At 69.0% G+C, this 20,588-nt stretch carries 19 protein-coding genes and 1 pseudogene; 7 read left to right on the top strand and 13 right to left on the bottom strand.

Annotated features, from left to right (window positions below; genetic code table 11):
* Positions 1-87 precede the first annotated feature (87 nt).
* The 10 genes from bfr to M1D55_RS23215 form a co-directional block, all read right to left on the bottom strand.
* Positions 88-567 (bottom strand): bacterioferritin, encoded by a 480-nt coding sequence (gene bfr, locus M1D55_RS23170; protein WP_006579203.1) that lies wholly within the window; start codon positions 565-567, stop codon positions 88-90.
* A gap of 120 nt (positions 568-687) precedes the next feature.
* On the bottom strand, positions 688-999 hold the full coding sequence (locus tag M1D55_RS23175; protein WP_064573664.1) for a (2Fe-2S)-binding protein: 312 nt from the start codon (positions 997-999) through the stop codon (positions 688-690).
* Positions 1,000-1,223: 224 nt separating this feature from the next.
* Positions 1,224-3,005 (bottom strand): phosphoenolpyruvate--protein phosphotransferase, encoded by a 1,782-nt coding sequence (gene ptsP / locus M1D55_RS23180; protein WP_006579201.1) that lies wholly within the window; start codon positions 3,003-3,005, stop codon positions 1,224-1,226.
* Between the two features lie 50 nt (positions 3,006-3,055).
* Complete coding sequence (locus M1D55_RS23185) at positions 3,056-3,325, bottom strand: HPr family phosphocarrier protein (RefSeq protein ID WP_006579200.1); 270 nt, start codon at positions 3,323-3,325, stop codon at positions 3,056-3,058.
* A complete protein-coding gene (locus tag M1D55_RS23190) occupies positions 3,294-3,749 on the bottom strand; it encodes a PTS sugar transporter subunit IIA (protein WP_006579199.1) in 456 nt (151 codons plus the stop codon). Before M1D55_RS23190 ends, M1D55_RS23185 begins: the two co-directional genes overlap by 32 nt.
* A 93-nt stretch (positions 3,750-3,842) precedes the next feature.
* Entirely contained in the window at positions 3,843-4,835 is a 993-nt protein-coding gene (gshB, locus tag M1D55_RS23195; protein WP_232207235.1) for a glutathione synthase, read from the bottom strand.
* Between the two features lie 45 nt (positions 4,836-4,880).
* Positions 4,881-6,176 carry a glutamate--cysteine ligase gene (gshA, locus tag M1D55_RS23200; RefSeq protein ID WP_006578775.1) on the bottom strand — a complete coding sequence of 432 codons (1,296 nt, stop codon included), beginning with the start codon at positions 6,174-6,176 and terminating at the stop codon, positions 4,881-4,883.
* A gap of 518 nt (positions 6,177-6,694) precedes the next feature.
* Entirely contained in the window at positions 6,695-8,224 is a 1,530-nt protein-coding gene (locus tag M1D55_RS23205) for an ammonium transporter (protein WP_456281935.1), read from the bottom strand.
* 53 nt (positions 8,225-8,277) lie between these two features.
* Positions 8,278-8,616, bottom strand: coding sequence for a P-II family nitrogen regulator (locus M1D55_RS23210; RefSeq protein ID WP_006159494.1), 339 nt, complete (start codon positions 8,614-8,616; stop codon positions 8,278-8,280).
* A 60-nt stretch (positions 8,617-8,676) separates the two neighbouring features.
* Positions 8,677-9,447 (bottom strand): TorF family putative porin, encoded by a 771-nt coding sequence (locus M1D55_RS23215; RefSeq protein ID WP_064577349.1) that lies wholly within the window; start codon positions 9,445-9,447, stop codon positions 8,677-8,679.
* 381 nt (positions 9,448-9,828) lie between these two features.
* Between M1D55_RS23215 and M1D55_RS23220 the strand changes: the two are divergent.
* Positions 9,829-10,077 (top strand): annotated as a pseudogene (locus M1D55_RS23220) (accessory factor UbiK family protein); the annotation flags it as partial.
* Positions 10,078-10,406: 329 nt separating this feature from the next.
* The gene (locus M1D55_RS23225) at positions 10,407-12,137 is read left to right on the top strand and encodes a YifB family Mg chelatase-like AAA ATPase (RefSeq protein ID WP_456281936.1); all 1,731 of its coding nucleotides are present in this window, start codon (positions 10,407-10,409) and stop codon (positions 12,135-12,137) included.
* A gap of 555 nt (positions 12,138-12,692) precedes the next feature.
* On the opposite strand, the gene M1D55_RS23230 is transcribed toward M1D55_RS23225, so the two are convergent.
* From M1D55_RS23230 to M1D55_RS23240, 3 genes are all read right to left on the bottom strand, one after another.
* The gene (locus tag M1D55_RS23230; RefSeq protein ID WP_006579220.1) at positions 12,693-13,352 is read right to left on the bottom strand and encodes a LysE family transporter; all 660 of its coding nucleotides are present in this window, start codon (positions 13,350-13,352) and stop codon (positions 12,693-12,695) included.
* A gap of 197 nt (positions 13,353-13,549) precedes the next feature.
* A complete protein-coding gene (locus M1D55_RS23235) occupies positions 13,550-14,932 on the bottom strand; it encodes an MFS transporter (RefSeq protein WP_456281937.1) in 1,383 nt (460 codons plus the stop codon).
* A complete protein-coding gene (locus tag M1D55_RS23240; protein ID WP_064577356.1) occupies positions 14,932-15,516 on the bottom strand; it encodes a hypothetical protein in 585 nt (194 codons plus the stop codon). Before M1D55_RS23240 ends, M1D55_RS23235 begins: the two co-directional genes overlap by 1 nt.
* Before the next feature lie 212 nt (positions 15,517-15,728).
* Here M1D55_RS23240 and M1D55_RS23245 point away from each other — a divergent pair, with 212 nt between their 5' ends.
* The 5 genes from M1D55_RS23245 (at position 15,729) to M1D55_RS23265 (ending at position 20,559) form a co-directional block, all read left to right on the top strand.
* A complete protein-coding gene (locus M1D55_RS23245) occupies positions 15,729-16,202 on the top strand; it encodes a thioredoxin fold domain-containing protein (protein WP_456282761.1) in 474 nt (157 codons plus the stop codon).
* 64 nt (positions 16,203-16,266) lie between these two features.
* Positions 16,267-16,812, top strand: a complete 546-nt coding sequence (locus M1D55_RS23250; protein ID WP_456281938.1) for a TlpA disulfide reductase family protein — start codon at positions 16,267-16,269, stop codon at positions 16,810-16,812.
* A 330-nt stretch (positions 16,813-17,142) separates the two neighbouring features.
* Complete coding sequence (locus M1D55_RS23255) at positions 17,143-19,260, top strand: ATP-dependent helicase (RefSeq protein ID WP_456281939.1); 2,118 nt, start codon at positions 17,143-17,145, stop codon at positions 19,258-19,260.
* Between the two features lie 245 nt (positions 19,261-19,505).
* A complete protein-coding gene (locus tag M1D55_RS23260; RefSeq protein WP_006578238.1) occupies positions 19,506-19,826 on the top strand; it encodes a (2Fe-2S) ferredoxin domain-containing protein in 321 nt (106 codons plus the stop codon).
* 88 nt (positions 19,827-19,914) lie between these two features.
* The gene (locus tag M1D55_RS23265; RefSeq protein ID WP_006578239.1) at positions 19,915-20,559 is read left to right on the top strand and encodes an alpha/beta hydrolase; all 645 of its coding nucleotides are present in this window, start codon (positions 19,915-19,917) and stop codon (positions 20,557-20,559) included.
* Positions 20,560-20,588 lie beyond the last annotated feature (29 nt).

A 20,588-nucleotide genomic window follows, 5' to 3' on the forward strand; every position in this document is an offset into this window, starting at 1 on the left:
GCGGGCGGCTCGATGAGGCGCCGCTGACGACCGCCTGGCCCTGGAACTGGTGTTACGGGGCCTTGCGGGTCCTGCCGCGGCCGGGCTTTACTGCTCGCCCGGCTCCATCTGCGATTGCAGATAGTTCTGCAGGCCGACCTTGTCGATCAGGTCCAGCTGCGTTTCCAGATACTCGATGTGCTCTTCGGTATCGGTCAGGATGTCGACCAGAATCTCGCGGCTGACATAGTCGCCGACCGATTCGCAGTAGGCGATGCCTTCCTTGACCGTCACGTGAGCGGTCTGCTCCAGCTTCAGGTCGCACTTGAGCATCTCGGGTGTGTCTTCGCCGATCAGCAGCTTGTGCAGGTCCTGCAGGTTGGGCAGTCCATCGAGCATCAGAATGCGGTCGATCAGCCGGTCGGCATGCTTCATCTCGCCGATCGATTCCTTGTACTCCACGTCGCCGAGCTTCTTCAGGCCCCAGTGGCGATACATACGGGCGTGCAGGAAATACTGGTTGACCGCGGTCAGCTCGTTGGTGAGCTGCGCATTCAGATACTGGATGACCTTCTTGTCACCTTTCATCGGGGGCTCCTGTTGCTACGGGCCCGCAAAAACACGACGCGGCGCTGGTTGCGCCGCGTGCAGTCAGAGGAAAACGACGAAGACACGCGCCGATCGCCGCTCTGCGATCGGCAAGCGTGTTCAGGCAACCAGCTCGGTTTGCTGGTCGTTCGCGACTGCCGGGTCCCGTGTGTCCATTATGGCACGCGGTACCGACGAGGAACAGGAGGAAAACTGGACGACGTGAACGGTCTGGGCCGTCACGGTGGCGGAGGCACTGTGGCAGGATGCTGCAACGCCTTCGGCGAGAACCTGCTGCGCGCAATCGCGGCAGCGGCCGCAGCAAGTGCCGACGCCGAGCGTTTCGGCCAGCTCGTCGAGCGTGGACACGCCCAGCTGGACGGCGCCATGAATCTCGCGATCGGTTACCTGGTTGCAGATGCAGACGTACACAAAGCCTCCTTGGGGCAGCGCGGACACCGGCATGTCCTGACTGTTGAAGGCAGCATAACAGAGATAAAGAATGATAACAATTCCCATTAAGAAACAGAAACACGCCAGGGAATCTGCATCACTTTACTTACAAATCAAGGGCTTGGAACGTCACGTAGGCGCCCGGCAAGCGGTACAGGCAGCACTTCACGGGCGTTGAGCTGGCCGCTATAACCCCGAGGGTTTCAGGGTTGTGACAGTCGCGCCAGCGCCGCCGCGGCCTCTTCCGGCTCGTAGGCGCACAGCACCTGCTCGACCAGCCCTTCGAGCCGCCCGCAGTCGGCATGCAGGATCTCCTGCTTGACGCGCAGCAGCTGGGCCGGATGCATCGAGAACTCGCGCAGGCCCATGCCGAGCAGCAGCCGCGTCATCGCGGGGTCGCCGGCCATCTCGCCGCAGACGGCGACCGGCACGCCAGCGTGGTTGGCATCGCGGATCGTGCGCGCGATCAGCTGCAGCACGGCCGGGTGCAGCGGGTCGTACAGATGCGCGACGGCGTTGTCGGCACGATCGATCGCCAGCGTGTACTGGATCAGGTCGTTGGTGCCGATCGACAGGAAGTCCATGCGCCGCAGGAACAGCGGCAGCAGCAGCACTGCGGCCGGGATCTCGATCATCGCGCCGACCTTCAGGTACGGGTCGTAGGCGACCCCGCGCTGATCCAGCTCATGCTTGGCGCGCGCCACCAGCTCCAGCGTCTGGTCGATCTCGCGGGCATGCGCCAGCATCGGGAACAGCAGCCGCACCGGCCCGAAGGCCGACGCGCGCAGCAGCGCGCGCAGCTGCGTCAGGAACATCGCCGGCTCCGACAGCGACCAGCGGATCGCGCGCAAGCCCAGCGCGGGGTTCAGCGCCGTCTCGTATTCCTCGGCGCGGCCGTCGCGCCCGTCGCGAAAATCGAGCAGCGGCTTGTCGGCGCCGATGTCGATCGTGCGGATGGTGACCGGCAGCCCGCGCATCGCCTCGACCGCGGCGCGGTAGGCCTCGAACTGTTCGTCCTCGCCGGGCAGTTCGCCGCGCCGGTTCATGAACAGGAACTCGGAGCGGAACAGGCCGACGCCGACCGCGCCGGCCGCCAGCGCGGCGGAGGCGTCCTCGGCCATCTCGATATTGGCCTCCAGATCGATCTCGATGCCGTCCAGCGTCACCGCGGGCGTATGCCGCAGCCGCTGCAGCCGCTTGTTCTCCAGCGCCCGTTCGCTCTGCCGGTGGCGGTATTCCTCGAGGATGATCGGCGTGGGATCGACGATCACCAGCCCCGCATCGCCGTCGATGATGATCCAGTCGTCCTGGCGGATCAGCTCGCTGGCGTTCTGCACGCCGACCGCGGCCGGGATGTCGAGGCTGCGCGCGACGATCGCGGTATGCGAGGTGCGCCCGCCCAGGTCGGTGACGAAGCCGTGGAACACGGTATGGCGGAACTGCAGCATGTCGGCCGGCGAGATGTCGTGGGCGACCACGACCACCCCGGGCGCCGGCTGGCCATCGGCCGCGACCGCGGGCACCGGCGCCGGCGTCAGCACCGGCGCGCCGGCCAGCACCTTCAGGATCCGCTCGACCACCTGCTCGATATCGGCCTTGCGCTCGCGCAGGTATTCGTCCTCGATCTCGTCGAACTGGCGCATCAGATCCTCGAGCCGCGTCGTCAGCGCCCATTCGGCGTTGTAGCGGCGCTCGCGGATCAGCCTCTCGGCTTCGCGCGACAGCATCTCGTCGTCGAGGATCATCGCGTGCACGTCGAGGAAGGCGCCCATCTCCTCCGGCGCATCGCGCGGCAGGTCGCGCTTGAGCGCCGCCAGTTCGGCCCGCACCGCGGTCCGCGCGTTGCGCAGCCGCAGCACCTCGTCCTCGAGCCGGTCTTCGTCGACCAGGTAATGGGACACGTCGAGCGCGGCCGGCGCCAGCAGGTGGGCGCGCCCGATCGCAACGCCGCGCGAGACTGGGATGCCGTGCAGGGCGAATGGCATGAACCGCTCCGTTCAGGAACGTTGATGAAATCCGGACAGGGCCTGCGCCCTCACTCTCCCTCGCCGAAGCGGTTGGCGATCAGCGCGGTCAGCGCGTCCATCGCCTCCTGCTCGTCGGGTCCCTCGGTTTCGATGGTGACCGTCGAGCCGATGCCCGCGGCCAGCATCATCACACCCATGATGCTCTTGGCGTCGACCTGGCGCCCGTTGCGCGACATCCTGACCTGACTGACAAAACTGCCCGCCAGTTGCGTGAGCTTGGCGGAGGCGCGGGCATGCAGCCCGAGCTTATTGATGATGGTGACGTCCCTCTGCAGCATACTTGTCGGGGTGGTTGGCGATCTGGTTCTGTACGGTGGTCGAGCCGATCTGCAGCACGCCCTGCGAGCCGCCGGCGAGCGCCTTGGTGGCGAGCTGGTCCAGCTTTTCGGAGCGGTAGCAGATCGCCCGCACGAGCATCGGCAGATTGACGCCGGCGAGCACCTTGATCCGGCCCGGCTCGGCGAGACGGGCGGCGATATTGGCGGGGGTGGCGCCGAAGATGTCGGTCAGCACCAGCGCCCCATTGTCTTCGATCACCGCGGCCAGGCAGCGGCGCGCCTCGGCCAGCACGGCCGCCGGCTCCGCATCCGGAGCGACGTCGATCGCCTCGACCCGCTTGGGCTCGCCGCAATAGACATGCGCGGCGCAGTCCCGCAGCGCCGAAGCGAGCGGCGCGTGCGCGATGATCAGAATGCCTGCCATGATGGTGAATCCTGTGGATTGCCGCGATTGTAGCAGGCGGGGTAACGGCGCCGTCGCGCGCAGCGGCGCTCCGGCGCTCGCGCTCAGCCGCCGTCAGCCACCCTTCGCGGCCGCGCGGTGCGCGACCGCCCGTTCCAGCGCGTCGATGAACATGCCGGCCACCGGGAAACCGGTCTGCTGCATGATCTCCTGGAAGCAGGTCGGGCTGGTCACGTTGACCTCGGTCAGGTAGTCGCCGATCGCGTCGAGTCCGACCAGCAGCAGGCCGCGCTGCCACAGCACCGGCGCCAGCGTCTGCGCGATCTCGCGGTCGCGCTCCGACAGCGGCTGCGCGCGGCCGGTGCCGCCCGCCGCCAGATTGCCGCGTACCTCGCCGGCCATCGGCACACGCGCCAGCGAGTACGGCACCGGCTCGCCGCCGATCAGCAGGATGCGCTTGTCGCCGTCCTTGATCTCTGGGATATAGCGCTGCGCCATCAGCGTGCGCACGCCGTTGGCACCGAGCGTTTCGATGATCGCGCCCAGGTTCATGCCATCGGCGCCGACGCGGAACACGCCCATGCCGCCCATGCCGTCCAGCGGCTTGACGATGATGTCGCGGTGCTCGGCGTGGAAGGCGCGGATGCGGGCCGCGTCGCGCGTGACCAGCGTCGGCGTGATGAACTGCGGAAACTGCGCGATCGCAACCTTCTCGGAATGGTCGCGGATCGCCTGCGGCTTGTTGAAGACGTTGGCGCCCTGCGACTCGGCCAGCTCCAGCAGCCAGGTGCTGGTCACGTATTCCATGTCGAACGGCGGGTCCTTGCGCATCAGCACCGCGTCGAAGGCCGGCACCGGCATCGCGGCCGGCGCATCGAGGCGAAACCAGGCGGCGTGGCCATGGCCGTGGTCCTGATCCTCGCCGGCATCGAGCAGATGCAGCCGCTGCGCGACCGCCTCGACCGCGCCGCCGACCAGCGACAGCTGCGACTGCAGGCAGAAGAACAGCTCGTGGCCGCGCGAGGCGGCCTCGACCATCATCGCGTAGGTGGAGTCCTTGTAGGTCTTGAAGGTCTCGAGCGGATCGGTAATGAACAGAATGCGCATGCTGGCGTGTCCGGTTGGTAGCCCGTGGTCGTGCCGGTCGGAAGATCAGAGGATCGGATTGGGGTCGGTCTTTTCCAGTTCCAGCGAGGCCGCCAGCAGCGCCAGCCGCGCCACCACGCCATACATGTAGAACCGGTTCGGCACCGCCGCGCCCGGCTTGGCATGCGTGTCCGGGATGCTGTTGGGCGCGAACGCCAGCGGCACGAAATGCATGCCCGGCGCGTTCAGGTTCTCGTCGACGCCGCGGCCGGTATGGACCCGGTAGAAGCCGCCAACGACGTAGCGGTCGATCATGTAGACCACCGGCTCGGCCACCGCCTCGTTGACCTTCTCGAAGGTATGCACGCCTTCCTGGATGATCACGTCGTTGACCTCGAGGCCTTCCTTGACGACGCTCATCTTGTTGCGTTCCTTGCGGTTCAGGCCCTTGACCTCGGCCGGATCGCGCACCGTCATCACGCCCATGCCGTAGGTGCCGGCATCGGCCTTGACCACGACGTACGGCGTTTCCTTGATGCCGTACTCGCGGTACTTCTTGGCGATCTTCTTGAGCACGCCCTCGACCGCGTCGGCCAGCGCTTCCTCGCCGACCCGCTCATGGAAGTCGATGCCGCCGACCTTGGCGAAGTACGGGTTGATCATCCACTGGTCGATGTCGATCAGCTTGGCGAACTTCTTGGCGACCTCGTCGTAGGCCGAGAAGTGGGAGGACTTGCGCCGCGTCGACCAGCCTGCGTGCAGCGGCGGCAGCACGTACTGCTCGTTGATGTTCTCGAGAATCGGCGGCACGCCGGCCGACAGGTCGTTGTTCAGCAGGATCGAACAGGGATCAAAGTCCTTGAGCCCCAGCCGGCGGTCCTTGGTGCCCAGCCGGGTCAGCGGCTCGACCACCAGCGTCTGGCCGTCGGGCAGCTCGATCGGGGTCGGTTCGGTGATGTCCTCGGACAGCGAGCCGAGCCGGACATTGAGTCCCGCCTGGCGCATGATCAGCGACAGCCGCGCCACGTTCTGCAGGTAGAACATGTTGCGGGTATGGCGCTCCGGGATCAGCAGCAGGTTCTTGGCATCCGGACAGATCTTCTCGATCGCCGCCATCGCGGCCTGCACCGCCAGCGGCAGCATCTCGGGGGCCAGATTGTTGAAACCGCCGGGGAACAGATTGGTATCGACCGGGGCCAGCTTGAAGCCGGCGTTGCGCAGATCGACCGAACAGTAGAACGGAGGGGTATGCTCCTGCCATTCCAGACGGAACCACCGCTCGATGGACGGGGTCGCGTCCAGTATCTTCTTTTCCAGTTCGAGCAGCGGGCCGTTCAGCGCGGTGATGAGGTGCGGGACCATATCCATCCTATTGATCGTCTTTATCGTCCGCCCCGATTGTAGAGGAACGGCCAATTGCATGCAGATGGCATGCCAATGCCGGCGGAACGGGGAAATGTCCGATCGTTTCCGCCTTGGGCTAACAATATGGGGATAGGCCGCCGAATTCAAAGAGCGCGGGGAGCGCCGTCGCGAGGACAAAAAAAAACGCGGCTTCGCCGCGTTTCAAGTGGCCTGACAGATACGGGGAGCGTTCTGCAGGTGGAGGAAACTGCCTCACCTGCACTCTATGCGGGTGCTGTCCTTTACACAAATGAAGGATTTTGAATTCCGATTTAAGCGGATGGCGAACAGTGCTTGCCTACCTGCCCGGCAGGCCGCGCCAGCACTGGCTTTGCCGGCTGCTCGCCGATAAAAAAGCCCGGCACGCGGCCGGGCAAAACTCCTGAGAGAAGATTCCCAATCAGCTCTCCAGCACAACACCGTGGGCGATGCGGGGGCGGCAGGCCGTGGGACCCCGCATCGCGCGTTCGTTCGGGTCAGCCCTCGTAGGCGGTCTCGCCGTGCGAGGTGATGTCCAGGCCTTCGCGCTCCTCGTCCTCGGGCACGCGCAGGCCGATCAGCAGGTCCACCAGCTTGAAGGCGACGAAGGCCACCACCGCCGACCACACCACGGTGGTCAGCACGCCCTCGGTCTGCACCCAGACCTGGCTCGCGATCGAATAGTTGTCCGATACCTTGTTGGCCACGTAGTCGTAGATGCCCACGCCGCCCAGGCTCGGCGCCGCGAACACGCCGGTCAGGATCGCCCCGGCGATGCCGCCGACGCCATGCACGCCGAACACGTCCAGCGAGTCGTCCGCGCCAAGCATCCGCTTCAGGCCCGTCACGCCCCACAGGCACAGCAGGCCGGCCACCAGGCCCATCACGATCGAGCCCATCGGGCCGACGAAGCCCGCGGCCGGGGTGATAGCCACCAGGCCGGCGACCGCGCCGGACGCGCCGCCCAGCATCGACGGCTTGCCCTTGGTGATCCACTCGCCGAAGGTCCACGCCAGCACCGCGGCGCAGGTCGCCAGCAGCGTGTTGACGAAGGCCAGCGCGGCGCCGCCGCTCGCTTCCAGGCCCGAGCCGGCGTTGAAGCCGAACCAGCCGAACCACAGCAGCGAGGCGCCGACCATGGTGAAGGTCAGGCTGTGCGGGCGCAGCGCCTCGCGGCCGAAGCCGATCCGCTTGCCGAACATGTAGGCACCGACCAGGCCCGCCACCGCGGCGTTGATGTGGACGACGGTACCGCCGGCGTAGTCGAGCGCGCCCTTCTGGAACAGCCAGCCGGCCTTGGCCGTGGCCGCTTCGGCCGCCGCCGCATCGGTGTACGCGTCCGGGCCCGGCCAGAACCAGACCATATGCGCCATCGGGATATAGGCGAAGGTGAACCACAGCACGATGAACACCAGCACCGCCGAGAAGCGGGCCCGCTCGGCGAAGGCGCCGATGATCAGGCTGCAGGTGATCGCGGCGAACGCGCACTGGAAGGCGAAGAAGCCCAGCTCCGGAATCACCACGCCCTTGCTGAAGGTCGCGGTGACCGCTTCCGGCGTCAGGCCCTTCATGAAGAGCCGATCGGTGCCGCCGAAGAAGGCGTTGCCCTCGGTGAAGGCGAAGCTGTAGCCGTAGATGGCCCACAGCAGCGCGACCAGCGAGAAGATCACCAGGCACTGCATCAGCACCGACAGCATGTTCTTCGAGCGGACCAGGCCGCCGTAGAACAGCGCGAGGCCCGGCAGCGTCATCAAGATCACGAAGGCCGTGCACATCAGCAGCCAGGCCACGTCGCCCTTGTTCGGGGTCGGCGCGGCGGCGGCCGGCGCGGCGGCTTCCGCGGCAGGCGCAGCAGCGGCGGCAGCGGCGGGTGCGGCGGCCGGGGCGGCCGGCGCCGTGACGGCGGCCGAAGCCTCCGCGGCGGGCTTGTCCTGCGCCGCGGCCGGGCCCGACAGGGCCACGCCCGCCGTGCCCAGCGCCAGCGCCATGGCGCCGGCCGTCAGGAATCGTTTGAACCAGCTAGTCATCTGAATACCTCTTGTCGCTCTTGTATGGCTCGTTTGTTGGCGTCGGCGTGGCGTTACAGCGCGTCGCCGCCGGTCTCCCCGGTACGGATCCGGATGACCTGCTCGATCGGCGCGACGAAGATCTTGCCGTCGCCGATCTTGCCGGTGCGGGCCGACTTCTCGATCGCCTCGATCGCGCGGTCGACCACATCGTCGGGCACCGCAACCTCGATCTTGACCTTGGGCAGGAAGTCGACGATGTATTCGGCGCCGCGGTACAGCTCGGTATGGCCCTTCTGCCGGCCGAAACCCTTGACCTCGGTGACGGTGATGCCGGACACGCCCACGTCCGACAGCGCTTCACGCACTTCGTCGAGCTTGAACGGCTTGATGACGGCGATGATCAGTTTCATCCGTGTTCTCCTGAGAGCGCGGCCCCGTTTGCCGGCGGGGCCCGCTCGTGCTGACCGTGTTTAGAAAGTCTTGGTGAGCGTGGCGACCACCGTGGCCTTGCCCATGTAGCGGCCCGAGGTGTTGGTGTAGACGCCGCGCTTGGCATTGGTGTCGATGTACGCGACCGCCGCCGAGAAGCCGTTGCCCAGGTCCTTGGTCAGGCCGAGCTTCCAGTCGGTGTACGAGGCGTCCGCCACGTTCTGCACTTTCTGGTAGCCGACGTGCGCGTTCAGCGTCAGACCCCAGAACTCGAGCGGCACGTTGGCCGCCAGGTCGACGTACCAGCTGTTCTTGCTGTCGTAGAAGCCGAACAGGTTGGTCGGCGCGTACGAGTACTTCAGGAACACCGGGCCGTAGCCGATGCCTGCGTAGATTTCAGTGGTGTACGGCCGCGTGAAATTGGCCGGATAGTCGCCGGGGTAGTAGTACTGCAGCACGCCGACGTCGTAGTTCCACTTGCCGTCGCCGAAGGTGTTCTTGAAGCCGGCGTAGAAGTCCATCTCGATCGGCGCCGACACCTCGTCGTTGCTGTCGTTCAGCCAGCTGATGCTCGAGTTCCAGTTGCCCGCGTAGAAGCCGCTCGCATGGCTGTAGTCGAAGCCGCCCTGGATCGCCGGCCGGCGGTTGGTCTGCATGATGCCGCGGTAGCGGTATTCGGAGGCCAGCGTCACGTTCGCCGTGAACGTATGCGGCGAGGCCGCTTCGGCGGTCGCGGGCGCGCTCTGCGCCAGTGCGGTGGTGGCGGAACCGCACAGCGTCAGCGCGCCGATGGCGAGGGCCAGCGTCTTCATGGATTTCTTCTCCTTTTCCTTGGGCTCGGGACTTCTCTGTCAGGCCGATACTGCAACTGCCATGCCAGGGTCCGCCGGCGCGCGGGCGCGCGTGGGTCGCGTTGCAAGCGCGCGGGGGACGGAGAATGAAAAGGCGTTTCCTTCTGCCTTCGGAAAGCCCGCAACATGGGGCCCGGCGGGCGGCGCCGGGTTAAATGCTGTGTCCGATGGGACCGGGCCGCTTTCCCCGGCGCGCTTCACGGGCCATAATCGGCCCATGCCACCGGCTGGTGCCGGCCGCGACCATGGGCGCGCACTGCACCGATAACGTGCAGATGCGCCCATCCGGCCGCCCCCGCCGCCCCCGATCGATGCACCCCGACGGTGCAGAAGGAGAAACCGATGAAACCGACCGATCTCTTCAACGACCTGCAGAGCAAGGTCAGCGAGGTACTGCGCAATTCGCCCGCCAAGGACATCGAGAAGAATGTCCGCAGCATGATGACCCAGGGCTTCGCCAAGCTCGATCTGGTCACCCGCGAGGAATTCGACGTGCAGTCGCAGGTGCTGGCCCGCACGCGTGCGCGGCTGGAGGAACTGGAGATGCGTGTCGCGGACCTGGAACGCCGCGCCGGCATGGCCGGGGCGGCGGGCGTGGGACCGGCCACGGTCGGCACCGCCGGCGCCGGCACCACGGCCTCGGCCACCTCGGTACCGGGCTCGACCACGCCCGAGCCGGGCACCGGGCCGACGAACCCGGGGCTGGCCGGCTGAACGCGCCAGACCTCACGTCATGCGAAGGCCGCCGGGCAACCGGCGGCCTTCTGCGTTTACGGCGGCGTTAATAAATCGGTGACGTGCCGGATCGCCCTTTCACCGCCTTCGTCCACCGCTCGCGCCCTACGCCTTCGCCCGTCACCCTAGCCCACCACCCTCGCCCACCCTTCCTCCACCTCTTCCTCTTTCCCTTGGTCGTCCCCATGCACCTCGCCGTCCTGCGCAGCCGCGCGCTGACCGGCATCGACGCGCCGCCGGTCTCGGTCGAAATCCACCTGGCCAATGGCCTGCCGGCCTTCGCCATCGTCGGGCTGGCGGAGACCGAGGTGCGCGAGAGCCGCGAGCGCGTGCGCGCGGCGATCCTGAACTGCGGCTTCGAATTCCCGAACCGGCGCATCACCGTCAATCTCGCGCCCGCCGATCTGCCGAAGGAATCGGGCCGCTTCGACCTGGCGATCGCGCTCGGCATCCTCGCGGCCAGCGGGCAGATCCCGGCACCGGCACTGGACGGCTACGAGTTCGCCGCGGAGCTGTCGCTGTCGGGCGCGCTGCGGCCGGTGCGCGGCGCGCTGGCGATGGCGATGGGGCTGGCGCGCGAGCAGGCGGCCGGAGCCGCAGTCGGAGCCGCAGTCGGAGTCGGAGTCGGAGTCGGAGTCGGAGTCGGAGTCGGAGTCGGAGTCGGAGTCGGAGCCGGAGCCGGAGCCGGAGCCGGAGCCGGAGCCGGAGCCGGAGCCGGAGCCGGAGCCGGAGCCGGAGCCGGAGCCGGAGAAGCAGCAAGAGCAGGGGCAGGGTCCAATGCCAGCGCCGGCGCCGCCGGCCGCGCCTTCGTGGTCGCGGCCGGCAACGGCGCCGAGGCCGCGCTGGTCGAGTCGGTCACCGTGCTGGCGGCCGCCTCGCTGCCCGAGGTCTGCGCGCACCTGGCCCGCACCGGCCCGCCACTGGCGCGGGCCAGGCCCGGGGCGACGGCACCCTTGGCCGGTCCGCCCGCCGGCATGCCGGACATGCGCGACGTCCGCGGCCAGGGGCAGGCGCGCCGCGCGATGGAGGTCGCCGCGGCGGGCCAGCACTCGGCGCTGCTGATCGGCCCGCCGGGCACCGGCAAGTCGATGCTGGCGCAGCGCTTTCCCGGGCTGCTGCCGCCGATGACGCTGCAGGAGGCGCTCGAATCGGCCGCGGTGCTGAGCCTGACCGGCGCCGGCTTCCAGGCCGAGCGCTGGGGCCGCCGGCCGTTCCGCTCGCCCCACCATACCGCCTCGGCGGCCGCGATGGTCGGCGGTGGCGGCGATCCGCGCCCCGGCGAGATTTCGCTGGCGCATCACGGCGTGCTGTTCCTCGACGAGTTGCCCGAGTTCGAGCGGCGCGTGCTGGAGGTCCTGCGCGAGCCGCTGGAGTCGGGCCGCATCACGATCTCGCGTGCGGGCCGGCAGGCCGACTTCCCGGCGCGCTTCCAGTTCGTGGCGGCGATGAACCCCTGCCCCTGCGGCTACCAGGGCCATCCGGCCCGGGCCTGCCGCTGCACGCCGGACCAGGTGCTGCGCTACCAGTCGCGGCTGTCCGGGCCGCTGCTGGACCGGATCGATCTGCAGATCGAGGTGCCGGCGCAAAGCCAGCAGGAGACGCTGGACGGCCCGACCGGCGAGGACAGCGCGTCGATCCGCGCGCGCGTGCTGGCCGCCCGGGCGCGGCAACTGGAACGGCAGGGCAAACCCAACGGGGAACTCGCGGGACAGGAGATCGAGCGGCACTGCCCGCTCGACGAGCAGGCGCAGGGGCTGCTGCGGGCGGCGATGGCCCGGCTCGGCTGGTCGGCGCGGTCGTACTTTCGCGTGCTGAAGGTCGCGCGGACCATCGCGGACCTGGCCGGCGCCGACATCGTCGGCGCGGCACACGCGGCGGAGGCGGTGCAGTATCGGCGGGTATTGCGTCCCGCCTAGCCGACCCGCCTGCGATCGGCTCCCCTCTCCCGCTGGCGGGAGAGGGGTCGGGGGAGAGGGAACGGGCGGTCGCCCTATCGACGCCGCCGGTCATTCAATCGCCCTGCCCTCTCCCCCCACCCCTCTCCCACAAGTGGGAGAGGGGTGCAAACCAGCGCGGTGGCGGCGCGTTGCTGTCAATCTCCCCTCTCCCGCTGGCGGGAGAGGGTCGGGGGAGAGGGAACGGGCGGTCGCCCTATCGACGCCGCCGGTCATTCAATCGCCCTTGCCCTCTCCTCCGCCCCTCTCCCACAAGTGGGAGAGGGGAGCGAACCGGCGCGGTGGCGGCGCATTGCGGTACATCAAGCCAGAAGGCGAGCTTCGGGAGGCTCGCCCGGCGGTTCCGGCTCTTCCTCGATCGGCGGATGATCGGGAGGCACGCCGGGCGGCGGCGGGTCTTCTATCGGGGGAACGGTATGGTCGGCGCGGCACGACATCGGTCGGCTCCAGGAGCGGGGTAACCACCATTGAAGCAAACCGGCCGGGGGATCGCCAGCCGGCGCGGTCCGACAGCGCTCAGCCCGGCTGGCGCCGCACGAAGAACAGCGCGGCCCCGACCGCCATCAGCACGCTGCCGAACACGCGGTTCTGCCAGCGCATCGCGCGGGCATCGCGGAACAGGCCCTGCATGCGCGAGGCCAGCAGCGCGTAGCCGTGCATCACGACCAGGTCGACCGCGCACATCGTCACGGCCAGGATCGCCAATTGCGGCGCCAGTGGCCGCGCCGCATCGATGAACTGCGGCAGCACCGCGACCATGAAGACGATCCCCTTCGGATTGGTGACATTGGTCAGCAGCCCGGTGGCGAAACGCCGGCGCGGACTCATCGCGGCCACGCGGATGCCGCCCGGTGACCGGCCGTCGCCGCGCGCATCGGCCGGCTCCTGCTCGACGCGCGCGCGCCACTGCTGCACGCCCAGATAGATCAGGTACAGCGCGCCGACGGTCTTGACCGCGGCAAACGCGTGCTCGGACGCGAGCAGCAGCGCGCCCAGCCCACCGCCGGCGACCAGCAGCACGATCAGCAGCCCCACTTGCAGGCCGAGGATCGTCGTGGTGGTCCTGCGCAGCCCATAGGACAGTCCGTGGCTCATCGACAGCACGGCGCCCGAGCCCGGCGAGACCGCGATCGCCCAGCAGGCCGCGAAATAGGCGAGCCAGATTTCCCAACGCATGATTTGCTCCTTCTTGTCTTTGCCTAAGCTCGAACCTTTTCGAACCTCGCGGGCCTTTCCAAACCCCGAGCTTTTCCCCAAACCCCGGCCTTTTCCAAGCCCCGGGCTTTTGCAAGCCCCGGACTTTGCCAAACTCCGGCCTTTTCCAACCCCTGGACCCTTTCGAATCCCCGGATCGCTTCAAGCGCCGGCGGCGTTCAGCCCGCCGCCCGCTTCCACAGCCGCGGCACCAGCGCATACCAGAGGTAGCCGGCGAGCTGCAGCGCCAGCAGACCGCCCAATGCCGCGCGGAAGGCGTCGGCCTGCGGCAGCCCGGCGTCGCGGAACAGATCGATCGCGACACCCAGCCCCCACTGGATCAGGAAGCTGCCGCCGAACACCAGCAGGTTGTAGGTGGTGTTGGCGCGCCCCGCCACCTCGGCGGGAAACGCCAGGCTCAGCGTGCTGAGGATCAGCGACAGCGTGCTCGCGCACATCGCCAGCAGCGGCCACAGCAGCCACGCCGCCGGCGCGGTCCAGGCGACGATCGCCGCCTGCAGCACCAGCGTCAGGCCGGCGCCGATCATCACCAGCCGCGCGGACTCGACCGGGTCGCGCGCGCGCCGCGGCGCCAGCCACCCCAGCAGCAGATACCCGGCCAGCAGCGCGATATTGAACAGGAACAGGATCTGCGCGGTGCGGTCCGGCCCGAAGCCGAGCACGTCGACCAGCCACGGGCCGACCCACAGGGTCTGCACCGCCATGAAGCCGGCCTGGTTCAGCAGCCCGAACGGCATCACGCGGACGAAGGCCGGGTGGCGCAGCAGCGCGCGATAGCCGCCGGCCATCGCCGTCGGCGCCTGCGCCGCGACGTTACCGCCGGCGCTTCCGATGTCGGCCGCGAAATTGGCGGACTCGGCCGATGCGCTATCCGGCTGCGCCGGGCGCGCCAGCCGTGCACTGCGCCGCTCGACCCGCGCCAGCCCCCGATACAGCGCCAGCGCCGACGCCAGCAGCAGGCCCGCCATCACCAGGAACACGCCGCGCCAGCCCAGCCACGGCAGCACCGCCTGCACCGGCAGTGTCGTCATCAGCGCGCCGCCGCTGCCGGCCACCAGCATCCAGACCGACAGCTGGCTCTGGCGCGCGGTCGGAAACCAGCGGCGATACGCCGTATAGGAAGCCATCAGGCAGGCCGACACGCCGGCGCCGATCAGCGCCCGGCCCAGCCACAGGGTCGCCGCCGAGCCGGCCAGCGCAAAGACCAGCGCGCCGGCTGCGGCGATCAGCAGCAGCACGGTCTCGACGCGGCGCACGCCGCGCCGGTCCAGCCACTGGCCGACGGGCAGTTGCATCGCGGCGAAGGCGAGGAAATAGGCCGACGACAGCAGGCCGAGGTCGGCGTTCGACAGCCGCAGGTCGGCGATCAGCTCGGGCGCGATCACCGCGTTGATCGTGCGCAGCGCGTACGACAGCACATAGGCGGCCGCGAAGCAGGCGAACACCAGCGCGCCCTCGCCCCGGCGCAGCAGCGCGGATGGGCGCATCGTCAGGCCGAGGCGGGTGCTGCGTGGACTGGTACGGGTAGTACGGGAACGCATCAGAACGGGTGGAAGCCGGCCAGGAACTGCTCGACCTGCTCGGCCTGGCGCTGGTCGCGCGCGGCATCGCCGGCCTCGAGCACGACGGCCTGGTAGACCTTCGTCCCCTTGGCGACCAGCCGCGCGGTCAGCCGGCGCGGCGCCTTGTCCTGTGGCGACACCCCGGCCACGCGGATCTCGATGCCCTGCAGCGCCACCGGCGGCTGCGCGGACGACATCACCGTGACCGCGCGCGTCTGTACCGGTTCGGTCGGCGCGTTGCCGAGATTGGCCAGCAGGCCGGACTGCATCGCCGACAGCGCCTCGGCGCGCAGCGCCGCGTCGTCGCCGGGCAGCGTGACCACGCCGACGGCGAACAGCGTCTCGTCGACGCGCGCCGCCTCCATCGTCATCGGCAGCTTGCGGCCCGCGATCGCGACATCGCGCGCGGCGCTGGTCGGCTTGCCGGGATAGAGCGCGGCGTACCCGCCCTCGTTGGACTGGATCGTCCGCCAGTCGTAGCGCGGCGAGCAGGCCAGCAGCGCGGCGACCGCCAGGGCGGCGCAACACCGGGCCGGCCGGCGGAGGAACGAAAGGCGAGACATCGAAAGCGTGATCGGGCGGTGAACGGAAGACGGCAGAAAAAAGCGGGCCACGCGCCGCCCCGGCAGCGGCGCGGCCAAGCCGCTATTATCGGGGATCAGGCACTGGCGCAGTGTCTTTCTCTTCTCGATATTTCATTATGGTTTTCGACTTCGCAGGTCGCCGCACCGGTCCGGCATCGCATCGGGGCGCCATCCCGGCGCGGCTGGCCGGCATGCTGGCCATCCCCGCGATCGCCCTGGCGCTCGCCGTGGCGCCGCCGCCGGCACGGGCGGCGAGCGCCACGCATCTGCCGGCGGTCAGCGACCTGGCGGCGGAAACCCGCGCGGCCAGCCGGCGCGGCGAACCGCTGGTGGTGCTGGTGACGCTGCCGGACTGCGGCTATTGCGAAGCGGTGCGGCGCAACTATCTGGGCCCGCAGGTCGCCAGCGGAGAGGTTGTGGCGCGCGAGCTCGACATGAGCGCGGCGACGCCGATCCGCGATGCCGACGGCCGTGCCACCACCGCACGCGCCTGGGCGCGCGACCACGGCATCCGCTTCGCGCCGACGGTGCTGTTCCTCGACGGCCGCGGCCGCCCGGCCGCGCCGCCGCTGCGCGGCATGCAGCCCGACTTCTACGGCGCCTATCTGGAACAGTCGCTCGACACCGCGCGCGCCGCGATGGCGGCGACGGCCGGCGGGCGCTGACTCCCGTCACCGCCGCGGCCTCGGCGCTAGAATGGCGGTTTCTCCCTCCTTCGGTCGGCCCATCATGACTTCGTCCGCCTCCCAACCGGAACGTCCCGCCTCTGCCCGCAAGCGCTGGCCGCTGGTCGCGGGCCTGCTGGTACTGGTCCTGCTCGGCTGGTTTGGCTACCGCGCGTTGACCCCGGCCCGGCACGCGCCGCAAGCGACCTTCGTGCTGCTGTCCGGCGAGCGCGTCAGCACCGCGCAGCTGCAGGGCAAGGTCTATATGGTCAACTTCTGGGCCACCAGCTGCACCACCTGCGTCAAGGAGATGCCGGACATGGTGCGCACCTATCAGCAGTTCAAGGACAAGGGCCTCGAGTTCGTCGCCGTGGCGATGAGCTATGACCCGCCGATGTACGTGACCAATTTCACCGAGACGCGCAAGCTGCCGTTCAAGGTCGCGCTCGATTCGGACGGCTCCGCGGCCAAGGCCTTCGGCGACGTGCAGCTGACGCCGACCACCTTCGTGGTGGACAAGGACGGGCGCATCCTGAAGCGCTATGTCGGCGAGCCGGAATGGGACAGCCTGCACAAGCTGCTGGACGAGGCACTGGGCAAGGCGGTTTGATGCGCTGACAGGGAAGGGGCGGCCGCGGTATGCCGGCGCCGCTTGCCCTCTCCCCAACCCTCTCCCGCAAACGGGAGAGGGAGAACCCAGTAGGCATTCGGCAAGGCTCTCGCGAAGGCGGGCGAGATAGCTGGCCGCAGGCGTTCGACAAGGCTGCCGGCTTGCTCCTCTCGCCCGCTCGCGAGAGGGGCCGGGGGAGAGGGCAACCCCGGCGCTACCACGCCAAAAGCGCCCCTCTCGCCCCTTCAACCATCCCCCGCTTGCCCAACACATCTGTATGGATATACAGTCTGCGGCGAACATTTCCGGTTTTCGCCCTCGCTCGCCACTGTGTCCGTCGCTCTCGCTCCTGCACCCGCCGCCGCCCCGGCCGACCCGGCCGATCCGGTCGACTATCTCGCCGCGCTCAATCCCGAGCAGCGTGAAGCGGTCGAGCACCCGACCGACCAGCCGCTGCTGATCATCGCCGGCGCGGGCTCGGGCAAGACCAATACGCTGGCGCACCGCGTCGCGCACCTGCTGCTGGGCGGCGCCGATCCGCGGCGCATCCTGCTGCTGACGTTCTCGCGGCGCGCCGCGGTCGAGATGGGCCGGCGCGTCGAGCGCATCGTTGACCAAGCCTTCGCCGCCCGCAACGGCGCCACGTCGTCGGCCAATCCCGGCCGCGCGGCGCTGCAATGGGCCGGCACCTTCCACGCGATCGGCGCGCGGCTGCTGCGCGAATACGCGGAGACGCTGGGCCTGTCGCCCTCGTTCACGATCAGCGACCGCGGCGATTCGGCCGACCTGATCAACGTGGTGCGGCACGACCTCGGCCTGTCGGCGCAGAACGCCCGCTTTCCGCGCAAGGAAACCTGCCTGGCGATCTATTCGCGCGTGGTCAACACGCAGTTGCCGCTCGAAGAGGTGCTGCAGCGCCAGTTCCCGCGCTACGCGATGTGGGTCGACGCGCTGCGCACGCTGTTCGCCGGCTATGTCGAGGCCAAGCAGAAGCAGCAGGTGCTCGACTACGACGACCTGCTGCTGTACTGGGCACAGGCGCTGGCCGAGCCGGCGCTGGCGCGCGACATGGGCGAGCGCTTCGACCACGTGCTGGTCGACGAATACCAGGACACCAATGCGCTGCAGGCGGCGATCCTGCTGTCGCTCAAGCCCGACGGCCGCGGCCTGACCGTGGTCGGCGACGATGCGCAATCGATCTACGCGTTCCGCGGCGCCACCGTACGCAACATCCTCGACTTCCCGCACCGCTTCTCGCCAGCGGCGGGACAGGTCACGCTGTCGCGCAACTACCGCTCGACGCAGCCGATCCTGGCCGCCGCCAACGCGGTGATCGGGCTGGCGGCCGAGCGCTTCACCAAGGACCTGTGGTCGGACCGCGCCAGCGCCGAGAAGCCCGGCGTGGTGGTGGTCAACGACGAGACCGAGCAGGCGCGCTTCGTGGTCGAGCGCATCCTGGCGCGGCGCGAGGAAGGGCTGGCGCTGATGGCGCAGGCGGTGCTGTTCCGTGCCGCCGACCACAGCGCGCAGCTCGAACTGGAGCTGGTCCGCCGCAACATTCCGTTCGTCAAGTTCGGCGGACTCAAATTCCTCGAGTCGACCCACGTCAAGGACATGCTGGCGGCGCTGCGCTGGCTCGAGAATCCGCGCGACCGCATGGCGGGCTTTCGCACGCTGCAGCTGATGCCGGGCGTCGGGCCCAAGACCGCGGCACGTGTGCTCGACGGGCTGGAGCTCGCCAGCGATCCGCTGTTCGCGCTGGAATCGTTCGAAGCGCCGCCGGCGGCCGCCGAGGCATGGACCGAACTGGTCGCGCTGGCGCGCGAGGCGATGGCCCCCGCGGCGGCATGGCCGGTCGACTTCGAACGCGTGCTGCGCTGGTACGAGCCGCATCTGGAACGGTTGCACGACGATGCCGCCGCGCGCGCCGCCGACCTGCAGCAGCTGGCGCGCATCGCCGCGACCTACGGCTCGCGCGAACGCTTCCTGACCGAGCTGACGCTGGACCCGCCCGATGCCTCCAGCGACGAATCGGGCGTGCCGCTGCGCGACGAGGACTATCTGATCCTGTCGACGATCCATTCGGCCAAGGGCCAGGAGTGGAAGGCGGTCTACGTGCTGAACGCGGTCGACGGCTGCCTGCCGTCGGATCTCGCCACCGGCACCACCGAGGAGATCGAGGAAGAGCGCCGGCTGCTCTATGTCGCGATGACGCGCGCACGCGACCATCTCGATATCGTGGTGCCGCAGCGCTTCTACGTGCATCAGCAGCCCGGCATGGGCGACCGCCACGTGTATGCGTCGCGCACGCGCTTCCTGCCCAATCGCGTGATGCCGCATTTCCACAGCCGCGCGTGGCCGCCGCCTCCGCCGGTCGACGCGGCGCCCCAGCGCGCGTCGCTGCCGGCGGTCGACCTGGCCGCGCGGATGCGCAATATGTGGCGATGAGCCGGCCGTAGGGGCCGTACTGGGGGCGCAGCCTGCGTACACCCGTTACCCCGGGCCTTCGACGAGGGCGTCGGACCGGCGCTTGTTGTGCGCCATAGCTAACTCCCGCCACGGCGCCGCCCTGCAGACGCCGCCATGCGGTCGAAACGGCCCCCGGCTCGCCGTATAATTCCGAGCTTCCCACCGTTCCGACCGGCGCCCAGCCGCCCGCGCGGCCCAGCCGAGCGTGCCGCGCCCTCCCACGCATGAGCAGCTACTACCAGCACCACGTCTTCTTCTGCCTGAATCAGCGCGAGCCGGGCGAAAACTGCTGCGCCAACCACAACGCCAAGGCGATGCAGGAATACGCCAAGAAGCGTTGCAAGGAGCTGGGCATCGCCGGCGGCGAGGGCCGCGTGCGGATCAACAAGGCGGGCTGCCTGAACCGCTGTGAACTCGGTCCGGTACTGGTGGTCTACCCGGAGGCCGTTTGGTACACATTCGTCGACGAGCAGGACATCGACGAAATCATCGACAGCCATCTGATCCACGGCAAGCCGGTCGAACGCCTGATGGTGGATCGCTGAGCGCCGCGCTCGGACCGCATCCGTCGCCATCCCGCTGCCAGCCGCCGCCCACGCTCCCTTTCGTTCCCGGATTTCCGCCCTTCCTGCCATGAACGCGCATACCCAGGTACTCACCGTTGCCGGTCCCGCCGGCGCGATCGACGTGTCGGTCGACCTGCCGCAGGCCGCCCCGGTGCGCGGCCTTGCGCTGGTCGGCCACCCGCATCCGCTGTTCGGCGGCACCAAGGACAACAAGGTCGCGCAGACGCTGGCCCGTGCCTTCGTGCAGCTGGGCTACGCCACCGTGCGGCCGAACTTCCGCGGCGTCGGCGGCACCGCCGGCGAGCACGACAACGGCCAGGGCGAGCAGGACGATCTGCTGGCGGTGATCGACTGGATGCGCCAGCAGCGCGACTGGTCCGCCGACGCGGCCACGCTGCCGCTGGCGCTGGCCGGCTTCTCGTTCGGCAGCTTCGTCGTCAGCCATGTGGCGCGGCGCCTCGCCGAGGCCGGCACGCCCGCCGAGCGGCTGGCGATGGTCGGCACCGCGGCCTCGCGCTGGCAGGTCGCCGACGTTCCCGCCGACACCATCGTGATCCACGGCGAGCAGGACGAGACCGTGCCGCTCGCCAGCGTGCTCGACTGGGCGCGGCCGCAGGAGCTGCCGGTCACGGTGATTCCCGGCGCCGACCATTTCTTCCATCGCAAGCTGCATCTGATCAAGCAGCTCGTCGTCAATGCGTGGCAGCGCTGAGCCCGGGCATTGAGCGGGCGGCCACGGCG

Source organism: Cupriavidus sp. JZ107, from assembly GCF_053903255.1.